At 51.9% G+C, this 10236-nt stretch carries 10 protein-coding genes, 1 tRNA gene and 1 pseudogene; 7 read left to right on the top strand and 5 right to left on the bottom strand.

Annotated elements, in window-relative coordinates; all coding sequences use genetic code 11:
* Window positions 1-993: AMP-binding protein (locus ABYW01_RS06540; protein WP_372831687.1), on the top strand; the 993-nt coding region annotated here is incomplete at its 5' end.
* Window positions 994-1089: 96 nt separating this feature from the next.
* Here the strand turns inward: ABYW01_RS06540 and ABYW01_RS06545 are convergent.
* The 5 genes from ABYW01_RS06545 to hemA form a co-directional block, all read right to left on the bottom strand.
* Window positions 1090-1524 (bottom strand): CoA-binding protein, encoded by a 435-nt coding sequence (locus ABYW01_RS06545; protein ID WP_372831688.1) that lies wholly within the window; start codon window positions 1522-1524, stop codon window positions 1090-1092.
* Window positions 1517-2278: a molybdopterin-synthase adenylyltransferase MoeB gene (locus tag ABYW01_RS06550; RefSeq protein WP_372831689.1), complete on the bottom strand. Its 762-nt coding sequence runs from the start codon at window positions 2276-2278 to the stop codon at window positions 1517-1519. Before ABYW01_RS06550 ends, ABYW01_RS06545 begins: the two co-directional genes overlap by 8 nt.
* 3 nt (window positions 2279-2281) lie before the next feature.
* On the bottom strand, window positions 2282-3118 hold the full coding sequence (gene prmC / locus ABYW01_RS06555; protein WP_372831690.1) for a peptide chain release factor N(5)-glutamine methyltransferase: 837 nt from the start codon (window positions 3116-3118) through the stop codon (window positions 2282-2284).
* A gap of 180 nt (window positions 3119-3298) precedes the next feature.
* Window positions 3299-4384, bottom strand: a complete 1086-nt coding sequence (gene prfA, locus ABYW01_RS06560) for a peptide chain release factor 1 (RefSeq protein WP_372831691.1) — start codon at window positions 4382-4384, stop codon at window positions 3299-3301.
* Entirely contained in the window at window positions 4381-5658 is a 1278-nt protein-coding gene (gene hemA, locus ABYW01_RS06565; RefSeq protein ID WP_372831692.1) for a glutamyl-tRNA reductase, read from the bottom strand. The genes prfA and hemA overlap by 4 nt, the downstream gene beginning before the upstream one ends.
* A 271-nt stretch (window positions 5659-5929) precedes the next feature.
* Between hemA and ABYW01_RS06570 the strand changes: the two genes are divergently transcribed.
* The 6 genes and pseudogenes from ABYW01_RS06570 to ABYW01_RS06595 all read left to right on the top strand — a co-directional run.
* On the top strand, window positions 5930-7624 hold the full coding sequence (locus ABYW01_RS06570) for a tetratricopeptide repeat protein (protein ID WP_372831693.1): 1695 nt from the start codon (window positions 5930-5932) through the stop codon (window positions 7622-7624).
* Window positions 7625-7627: 3 nt separating this feature from the next.
* Window positions 7628-8233: a lipoprotein insertase outer membrane protein LolB gene (lolB, locus tag ABYW01_RS06575; protein ID WP_372831694.1), complete on the top strand. Its 606-nt coding sequence runs from the start codon at window positions 7628-7630 to the stop codon at window positions 8231-8233.
* Between the two features lie 87 nt (window positions 8234-8320).
* Window positions 8321-8395 (top strand) — tRNA-Gln (locus ABYW01_RS06580).
* 64 nt (window positions 8396-8459) lie between these two features.
* Window positions 8460-9401 (top strand): ribose-phosphate pyrophosphokinase, encoded by a 942-nt coding sequence (locus ABYW01_RS06585; RefSeq protein ID WP_193953754.1) that lies wholly within the window; start codon window positions 8460-8462, stop codon window positions 9399-9401.
* Window positions 9402-9520: 119 nt separating this feature from the next.
* Window positions 9521-10120, top strand: a complete 600-nt coding sequence (locus ABYW01_RS06590; RefSeq protein ID WP_372831695.1) for a 50S ribosomal protein L25/general stress protein Ctc — start codon at window positions 9521-9523, stop codon at window positions 10118-10120.
* A 33-nt stretch (window positions 10121-10153) separates the two neighbouring features.
* Window positions 10154-10236 (top strand): annotated as a pseudogene (locus ABYW01_RS06595) (aminoacyl-tRNA hydrolase); the annotation flags it as partial.

Raw genomic sequence — 10236 nt, forward strand, 5'->3', positions numbered from 1 at the left:
ATGCTGACCCACGCGAATCTCGTCTCTAATGTGTTGCAGACGAGTGATCGTATTAATGCCGTCGGTGATGGCTGGCAGAATACGGTGATTGCTCCCCTGCCGCTTTACCATATCTACGCATTCACCCTGGCACAGATTGTTCTGTTGGCGGGAGGACACAGCGTGCTGATTCCCAATCCACGAGACATGTCTGGCTTTATTAAAGAGCTGGGGAATTGGCAGACAAGTACGTTTCTGGGGCTGAATACATTGTTTGTTGGCTTATGTAACCAGCCAGCGTTTTCCGATATCGATTTCAGCCATCTGCGGATGACGGTTTCAGGGGGGATGGCGTTAACGCATGCGGCGGCTGAACAATGGGAGCAGGTCACAGGGTGCAGTATTATGGAGGGTTATGGCCTGACCGAAACATCACCGGTTGTCTCGGTGAACCCCTATGGCGGGATACAAGTGGGCACCATAGGGCTGCCACTGCTGGAAACAGAGATTAAAGTGATTGATGCTGACGGTGTCACATTACCCTCAGAGCAACCCGGCGAGCTCTGTGTGCGTGGACCGCAGGTCATGAAAGGCTACTGGCACAAGACACATGAAACGGAAGCGGTGTTTACCGCTGACGGCTATCTGCGTACGGGGGATGTCGCCGTGTTGCAACAGGACGGCTATCTGCGGATTGTTGACCGGGCTAAAGATATGATTATCACGTCTGGATTTAACGTATACCCCAGCGAAGTAGAGGATGTGATCTGTGATCACCCGGAAGTGTTGGAGTGTGCGGTTGTTGGTGTGCCGGATGCCGTGTGTGGTGAAGCGGTAAAAGCGTTTGTCGTCAGTGCATCCGATAATCTATCGCAAGAGACGTTGCAGAAGTGGTGCCACAGTCAGTTAACCGGTTACAAAATCCCGAAGAGTGTGGAGTTTTCAGCAGAGTTACCCAAAACGAATGTTGGCAAAGTACTGCGTCGAAAGCTGCGAGAAAATCACCCGCAGTGATTGATCATACCCCATACGCTGAATAGGGATGATCAATCACTGTGGGTGATCATCCCTATTATTTAGCTTGTTCTTAATCCGCGTTTTGTAACAACCTCACTCAATGCCCAAGCGAGGGATTTCAATCTTTGGGCAGCGGTCCATCACCACGTCCAGCCCCGCGTCACGTGCCCGCTGAGCACCGGCTTCATGAATAACATCCAGCTGTAACCACACCGCTTTCGCCCCAACCTGAATCGCTTCATCAATCACTGCACCCGCCGCTTCAGAGTTTCGAAATACGTCAACCACATCGATCGGCTTATCGATCTCTGACAAGGAGGCAACAACCGGCTGACCCAAAATATCGCAACCCGCTTTAAGCGGATTGACCGGAATGACATCATAACCCCGCGCCAATAAATAATTCATAACCCGAAAGCTGGCACGCTCCGGTTTAGGGCTTGCCCCCACCAAAGCAATCACTTTGCTTTGGTTGAGCACTTTAATCACAACCTCATCCATCTGGCTCAACAGCTCCGCTTCACTCATCGGCTTCCCCTTGGGAACAGATCGGACACGCCTTATCTTTACGTAATTTCAGAGAACGCCATTCCATCGTACGACCATCGAGAAGCAATAGTTTTCCAACGAGAGGCTCCCCTATTCCGGCCAGGACCTTCAGTGCTTCCATCGCCTGCACTGACCCCACGATTCCAACCAATGGCGCTAATACACCCGATTCAGAGCAGGTCAGGTTTTCATCATCACCTTGTTTATATAAACACTGATAACAGGGTGCGTCATCTTGCCGTGAGTCATAAACAGCAATCTGCCCTTCCATACGGATCGCAGCCCCGGAGACCAGTGGTTTCTTGTGTACAACACACGCCCGGTTCACCGCAAAGCGCGTCGTAAAGTTATCGGTGCAATCCACCACCAGATCAACCTCAGACACTAGTTTCTCGAGTTCTTCGTCAGAAAGACGGCGATCAATCGTTGTAAATTTTGTATCCGGATTGAGTGCCGACAGCGTTGCTTGAGCCGAAGTCACTTTCGATTCACCAATGCGCTGAGTGGTGTGTACGATTTGCCGTTGCAGATTGGACAGATCAACTTCATCATCATCCACCAGCACCAATTCACCAACGCCTGCTGCGGCAAGATACATAGAAACCGGACTACCCAGGCCACCCACACCAAGAATCAAAACACGGGCATTTAACCACGCTTCCTGACCGTCGATCTCAACCTCGGGCAACATAATCTGGCGGCTGTACCGCAATAACTGCTCATCACTTAACATTGTCTAACTACCTCTTACCCAACAGCCGAGTGTCACCCGGTCCCGGTCACCCAAATCTTGAATGGTGGCAACGTCGCCATACCCCAGCTGTTCTAACAGCGCACGCACGCGTTGTCCTTGATCGTAACCATGTTCGAACAGCAACCAACCTCCCGTATTCAGATACTCACGGGCATCAGTGGCGATCTTTTCAATATCAGCCATCCCCTGATTATCAGCAATCAATGCGCTCAGGGGTTCAAATCGCACATCCCCCTGCTGCAAATGAGGATCCTGTGGATCGATATAGGGAGGATTGCTGACGATCATATCAAAGCGCCCGGTCAGAGGCTCAAACCAACTGCCCGCGACAAAGTCAGCATTACGGATTTCAAGTCGCTGCCGATTACGCTCCGCCAACACCACTGCGGCATCCACGCGGTCACAGCCCACCACCTGCCAACCCGAACGTTCAGAGGCCAGCGCCAACGCGATAGCGCCAGTGCCGGTTCCCAGATCTGCAACCCGATATGGGCCATTCGCCAACTTATCCAGCGCGACTTCGACTAACGTTTCGGTTTCAGGCCGAGGAATCAGCGTATCCGCCGTCACTTCCAAATCCAGAGTCCAAAACGCCTGAGATCCGATCAGATGCGCCACCGGCTCACCTTTCAGGCGGCGGGTCAGCAATTGCTCGTAAGCCCGCTGATCAGGTTCCGCTACGTCTTTGTCTGACCAGGTAAATAGATAACTGCGAGGACGCTGCAACACATGACACAGCAACAACTCAGCATCCAGACGGGACGAATCACTCACCCCTTGCAGACGCTCATGCAGCGCCACGGCCTGTTCGATATTCATTCGATTCCAAAGGTTAAACTAGCTACAGCCCCATACTAACGCGACATCCACCACCATAGAAGTCGACCTAGGAGCCAATCTTAGCGTCGACGACGGTTTACAACCGGGTTACGACAGAAACAAAACAGCCCCGATACCGCAAAGCATCGAGGCTGTTTTCACAGATCAACTGAGCATAAATCAGCTATCGGACAACGCACCTAACTGTTCTGCCTGATACTCGTTCATCAACGGATCAACCACATGTCCGAGATCTCCGGTCATCACTTCCTGCAGCTTATAGAGCGTCAGATTGATCCGGTGATCGGTAACCCGGCCCTGCGGATAGTTGTAAGTCCTGATACGCTCAGAACGGTCACCACTGCCGACCAGACTTTTACGCGTGCTGGCCTGCTCTGCCGCATGACGTTCCGTTTCAGCGGCCTGTAAGCGGGACGCCAGCAAAGACATCGCCTTCGCGCGGTTCTTATGCTGCGAACGCTCCTCCTGACACTCCACCACCACACCCGTTGGGATATGTGTCAGACGGATCGCCGAATCCGTTTTGTTGACGTGCTGCCCACCGGCCCCTGAGGCACGGAAAGTATCTACTCGCAGATCGGCTTTGTTGATCTCGATCGCCGCAACCTCATCCATCTCCGGCATGACCGCTACCGTACAGGCAGAGGTATGGATACGCCCCTGAGACTCAGTTTCTGGCACACGTTGTACCCGATGTGCACCGGATTCAAACTTCAGACGGGAAAACACATCGGTCCCGACAACGCGGCTGATTAGCTCTTTATAACCGCCATGCTCACCCTCATTGGCGCTCACAATCTCAACGCGCCATCCCTGTGATTCGGCATAGCGGGAGTACATACGAAACAGGTCGCCCGAGAAAATAGCCGCCTCATCACCACCGGTACCCGCACGAATCTCCAGAAAGACGTTACGGGCGTCGTTCGGGTCTTTGGGCAATAACAGAATCTGCAGCTCAGTTTCAAGGCTCTCGATCCGCTCTTTCGCATCCGACAGCTCATCTTTCGCCATCTCGCGCATATCGGGATCACTGTCCTTCATCATCAGCTCGGCTTCTTCCTGATCAGCCTGCGCTTCATTGTAAGCTTCAAAGCTTTTGACGACCGGCTCCAGCTCGGCATATTCCTTAGAATAGTCACGGAACAGATTCTGATCAGAAATAACGTCGGCATCAGACATCAGCGCAGCGAGCTCTTCGTAGCGATCGCTGAGCTTTTCTAGTTTAGCGAGAATAGACTCTTTCATTTATGGGTATCGTTCTGATCCGTTTCGGAAAGCTGGTACAACTCCTGTACCAGCGACAAAAGCTCAGTACGACCTTCCGCACTGGCTTTACGCATTTGAATGGTTGGCTGATGCAGCATTTTATTCGTCAGGCCACGGGCCAGCTGAGTGATAACCTCCTCCGCTGATTTCCCGTTTTTCAACTGACGCAACGCTTTGTCCAGTTCTTGATCGCGGGTAATTTCCGCCTGGCTGCGCAGCGAGGTTAATGTATCAACCGCCAGCAAAGAGCGAAGCTGGCGCATAAAATCATGCGCCCCAACCTCGATTATCTCTTCAGCCTCGCGCGCCGCACTTTCACGACTGCGCTGATTTTCTTCGATCACCTCTTTCAGGTCATCGACGGTATACAGGTAAACATCATCCAGATCGGCTACCTGAGGCTCGATATCACGCGGTACCGCGATATCCACCATAAAGATCGGTTCGTGCTTGCGCTTTTTCAGCGCGGTTTCCACGGCACCCTTCCCCAGTATGGGTAACTGACTGGCGGTGGACGCAATGACGATATCAGCATTGCAGAGCGCCTCTGGAATATCACCCAGCAAAATGGCGCGCCCGTCGATCTCGTTCGCAAGAGACAACGCACGGTTTAATGTACGGTTTGCCACCGTAATATCCTGCACCCCCGCCTGAGACAGATGCCGCGCAACCAGTTCAATGGTTTCACCCGCGCCAATCAATAACGCTTTACTACTGCGCAGGTCGGAAAAGATATGCTGTGCCAGACTCACCGCCGCGTACGCCACCGATACGGGGTTTTCACCAATCGCTGTATCAGTACGTACCTGCTTCGCCACCGAGAATGTTTGCTGAAAAAGACGTCCCAGTTCAGCACCCACATGTCCATGCTCCTGCGACAACGCAAAAGATGACTTCAGCTGTCCCAGGATTTGAGGCTCACCTAGTACCAGCGAGTCCAATCCGCTGGCAACACGCATCATGTGACGCGCAGCATCTTCATCCCAGTGAGCATAAGAACAGTCCTGCAGCTGATCGGGGTCCAGATCATGAAATTCCCCGAGCCATTCCAGTAAGGCACGCGTACCTTCCAGCTCCGTTGTGCAATACAGTTCTGTACGGTTACAGGTCGAGAGAATAGCAATCTCTTTTAGCGCGGCCGAGCCTCGGGCGCCAGACAGAGCGTCCGCCAATTGTTCGGGAGAAAACGCAACCCGTTCCCTCACCGATACCGGAGCGGTTTTGTGGTTAATACCTAAAGCCAGTAAAGCCATGACGCCCAAAAACTACCTCTGTAACGGAGACGAATACCGCCCTGTTATTTCAATCAAGCGCGCTATGATACAACGCTTTACACAAAAGGTTAAAAATCCCGCCCTTATTTGTTAATCCAATACTCAATTAACTGTGTATTCATTGCTGAACAGAAGCTGTCAGCGACTGAACCATCTGCCCACGCGGCAGTCCACAGTCTGTTACACTGACATTCATATAAAGATTCATCTATAGTGACCTGAACATACAGGGACGCTGGCTCATCATCACATGAAAATACGCCTCTACGCTTTAATCGCTGCACTCGCACTCTCCGGTTGCAGTCTGCAAACTATCAAACAGCAGTCTGCAGGCAACGATTCACCGCCTATATATAAGCAGGGTGAGTTCAATCGAGAGTCTGTGTATGAATTGCTGGTTGCTGAACTGGCCGGACAAAAAGGTCAGTTTGAACTGGCGATGGCCAACTATCTGAAGCAGGCTCGCCTGACCCGTGACCCGAATATTGCTGAGCGCGCCACCCGTGTCGCTCAATACCTGCGAAACGTCGGAGCTATCACCGAGGCCGCTGAACTGTGGATCGCTACCGATCCCGAAAACCCAGAACCGTATCAAATATCTGCCAGCATTCTGCTGCACCAAAAGCGCTACGATGAAGCCCTCCCGCTGGTCGACCGAGCACTGGAATATGACCGTCCGCGTATGCTCGCCGTAATCCGTAGCCAGATTCCCGAAATGTCTGCCGACGTATCCACCGGATATCTCAGCTTGTTTGACGAGATGCTCGCCAACAATCCCAACCAGGCCGATCTTCTCGTCACACAAGGCTTGCTGCATAAACAGCAAGGCAACGTGGATACCGCCCTCACCGTTTTTGAGAAGGCACTAAAAGCGAATCGTAACAATGTGGACGCTGTGGCTCAAAAGGCAGAGCTACAACGCCTTCAGGGAGAGTTTCGCAAAGCCCTGATGACCATCGAACCTGCGCTTAAATCTCAACCCGATAACCAGCCACTACTGATTCTTAAGACCCAGCTCCTCTTCCAGTCCGGTCAGCTCAAACAGGGGGTTAAGGAAGCGAAACGCATCCTGAAACAAAATGGACAGGACTATCAGCTTAAGTTCTATCTTGCACTCCTGATGCTGGAAAATAATCAGACAGCCGAAGCAAAAGAACTGTTCGAAGAACTGCGGGCTCAGAACGAAAATGATACCCGGCCCCATTTTTACCTTGGTGCCATTGCCCAGCAAGACGGGAAAATTGAAAAAGCGATTGCCCATTTCGAAAAGGTTGATGACCCAGCGACCACTTTTCAGGCAATCAGCCGAATCGCCACCCTGTTAGACACGCCCGAAGACCGCGAACGCCTCTCCCTGATTATCAGCGATGTGCGTAAAACCCGCCCAGATCTTGCTTCTCAACTATTTACACTTCAGGCAGAGTGGCTGAACCTGCACGACTTTTCAGACGAAGCATTGATACTACTGGAAGAGGCCATCGCACGCTTTGAAGATGACGTCAGTCTTCTATATACCCGCGCAATGCTACTGGAAGCGACTGATTTCGATCGTGCAGAAGTCGATCTGCGCCGTATTCTGGATATTGAACCCAATAGTTCGCTTGCGTTGAATGCCCTCGGTTACACCCTGACGGTCCATACCAAACGTTACGAAGAAGCGTATCAACTCATCTCCCGGGCGCTGGAAATGCGTCCTGACGATCCAGCCATTATCGATTCAATGGGCTGGGTGCTTTTTAAACTGCAACGTTACGATGAAGCCGTCGAATACTTACTGCGCGCATATGAAGCGATTCCCGACGGTGAAGTGGCATCACACCTGATTCAGGCCTATTGGGCAAAAGGCGATAAAGACAAAGCACTGGCGCTTTTGAAGCAAGGACTCAATAAGAGCCCTGATAATAGCCATTTGCAGGAAGCTGCACAGGCGATTGGAGCACATTAAGCCATGCCGCAGTTTTTGCAGGTTGCTCTGTTAGCAGCATTCTTAACCCTCACCGGCTGTAGCTCGCTCACCACCAGTGAACAAGCCCCACCGCCTCCGGTCAGCAGCTGGAGCGATCACCAGCAACAAATAGCACTGCTGACCCATTGGGAGCTGAGTGGAAAAATTGGTATTCGCTCCCCCCAGGACAATCAATCAGCAAACCTTTTCTGGCGCCAGCAAGATCAGGAATATGCCATTGAGATGACCGGCCCTCTGGGACAAGGCGGCGCGCGCATTACCGGACAACCGGGCAATATTCAGGTGAGCATCGCAGGTGAAGGAGACTTTCAGGCCGGCTCTCCTGAAGCACTGCTGCAGGACACCCTTGGCTGGAGCGTCCCCGTCGAGCAATTTCAATGGTGGGTACGCGGCCTGCCTGCGCCCGACTCACCCTTTCAACAACAGATGAATAACAACCGCCTCAATGAATTGATGCAGGATGGCTGGCACGTGCGCTATCTGCGCTATAAACAGCACGACATCTATACACTTCCGAGCAAAATTCGACTCAGTCGCGATGCGCTCAGCATCACATTAATCATTAAGGAGTGGACCCCCCTTCATTAGCCTTCCCGGTGTTGACTTTCAACAACGCATCTAAGAGAATGTGCGCCTCTTTAAACGGGAGGCCGAATCCTCCATAGAGGAGATTACTGGGGTATCGCCAAGCGGTAAGGCACAGGATTCTGATTCCTGCATGCGGAGGTTCGAATCCTCCTACCCCAGCCAAACACTCATGAACGATTCCCTTTCTGAAAAAAATCCCGATCTAATTACCGAAAAGGTGCACGCTGTGTCCAAGATGATGGTCTTCACCGGCAATGCTAACCCGGAACTCGCTCGCAAAGTCGTTGAGCGTCTGGATATCCCAATGGGTAAAGCAAACGTTGGCCGGTTTAGCGATGGTGAAGTAACTGTTGAGATTCAGGAGAATGTCCGTGGTAAGGACGTCTTCATCATTCAATCCACTTGTGCGCCTACTAACGACAACCTGATGGAACTGATCGTGCTGTCTGATGCGCTGCGTCGTGCATCTGCTTCACGTATCACCGCAGTAATCCCATACTTCGGTTACGCACGTCAGGATCGTCGTCCACGCTCAGCACGCGTACCTATTACTGCAAAAGTAGTTGCAGACCTGATGTCCAACATCGGTATCGACCGCGTTCTGACAGTAGATCTGCATGCCGACCAGATTCAGGGCTTCTTCTCTGTACCGGTTGATAACGTATACGGCTCTCCAGTTCTGCTGGACGACATCGTCGATCAGGAATACGAAAACTCCATGATTGTTTCCCCTGACGTAGGCGGCGTAGTACGTGCCCGCGCTGTAGCGAAACAGCTGGATTGCGATCTGGCGATCATCGACAAACGTCGTGAGCGCGCAAACGAATCTCAGGTAATGAACATTATCGGTGATGTCGAAGGCCGCACCTGCATCCTGGTGGATGACATGTGTGATACAGCAGGCACCTTGTGCAAAGCTGCACAGGCCTTGAAAGACAACGGTGCAGCACGCGTTGTTGCCTACGCAACCCACGCAGTACTGTCTGGCCCGGCTATCGACAACATCAACAACTCCAAGCTGGATGAGCTGGTTGTTTCCGATACCATTCCGCTGAGCAACGCTGCTCAGGACTGCAGCAAGATCCGTCAGCTGACACTGGCACCTATGCTGGCTGAAGCCGTACGTCGTGTTTGCAACGAAGAATCTATCAGCGCCATGTTCCGATAAAGAACAGCGCTGACCGCTCTGGATCAAAAGTCCGGAGCATACAAGCCCACTAGGGCATCAATCAGCTGCAAAGCTCTGGTCGCGGAGGTTTGCAGTTTTGCTTATTAAAGGTATTTAAAATGTCTGATTTCGTAATTAACGCTGTAGCGCGCGAAGATGAGGGGAAAGGTGCGAGCCGCCGCCTGCGTCGTGCTGGTCTGGTTCCTGGTATCATTTACGGTGGTGATAAGCGCAAAAAGCCTGCTGCTATCTCTATCCCTAACAACGAACTGATCAAAGACATCCAAGATGAAACTTTCTTCTCTTCTATCCTGACTATTAAACTGGATGACAAAGAAGAAAAAGTAATCATCAAAGATCTGCAGCGTCACCCTGCTCGTCCAGAAGTTCTGCACGCAGACTTCCAGCGCATCACCAAAACAACTCAGATCAAGATCGTTGTACCTCTGCAGTTCGCTAACTTCGAAAAATCTGCTGCTGCTAAAGCATCAGCTAAATTCGCAGTTGAAAAGAACACTGTTGAAGTACTGTGTCTGGCTGACAAACTGCCAGAAGCACTGATTGTTGATATGGAAAATGCTGAACTGGGTCAGGTTCTTCACCTGTCCGACATCTCTATGCCAGAAGGTGTTGAGATCGTTGCACTGCGTCGCGGTTCCGACCACGACCAGGGTATCGGTTACGTATACGCTCCACGTGGCGCGAAAGCTGCAGGCTAATTGCCCGCACTATAGCCCGCTAAAGGTACCGGCATGAAGGACAAAATTCAGCTTATCGTAGGCCTGGGAAATCCAGGCGCTCAATACGCTAATACACGCCATAATGCCGGTGCTGA

The organism is Pontibacterium sp. (assembly GCF_041587635.1).
Classification (GTDB): Bacteria; Pseudomonadota; Gammaproteobacteria; order Pseudomonadales; family Balneatricaceae; genus Pontibacterium.

Excerpts from the sequence above, each read along its gene's own strand:
- ABYW01_RS06545 (WP_372831688.1), bottom strand. The coding sequence starts at position 1,524 with ATGAGTGAAGCGGAGCTGTTGAGCCAGATGGATGAGGTTGTGATTAAA.
- ABYW01_RS06550 (WP_372831689.1), bottom strand. The coding sequence starts at position 2,278 with ATGTTAAGTGATGAGCAGTTATTGCGGTACAGCCGCCAGATTATGTTG.
- prmC (WP_372831690.1), bottom strand. The coding sequence starts at position 3,118 with ATGAATATCGAACAGGCCGTGGCGCTGCATGAGCGTCTGCAAGGGGTG.
- prfA (WP_372831691.1), bottom strand. The coding sequence starts at position 4,384 with ATGAAAGAGTCTATTCTCGCTAAACTAGAAAAGCTCAGCGATCGCTAC.
- hemA (WP_372831692.1), bottom strand. The coding sequence starts at position 5,658 with ATGGCTTTACTGGCTTTAGGTATTAACCACAAAACCGCTCCGGTATCG.
- ABYW01_RS06570 (WP_372831693.1), top strand. The coding sequence starts at position 5,930 with ATGAAAATACGCCTCTACGCTTTAATCGCTGCACTCGCACTCTCCGGT.
- lolB (WP_372831694.1), top strand. The coding sequence starts at position 7,628 with ATGCCGCAGTTTTTGCAGGTTGCTCTGTTAGCAGCATTCTTAACCCTC.
- ABYW01_RS06590 (WP_372831695.1), top strand. The coding sequence starts at position 9,521 with ATGTCTGATTTCGTAATTAACGCTGTAGCGCGCGAAGATGAGGGGAAA.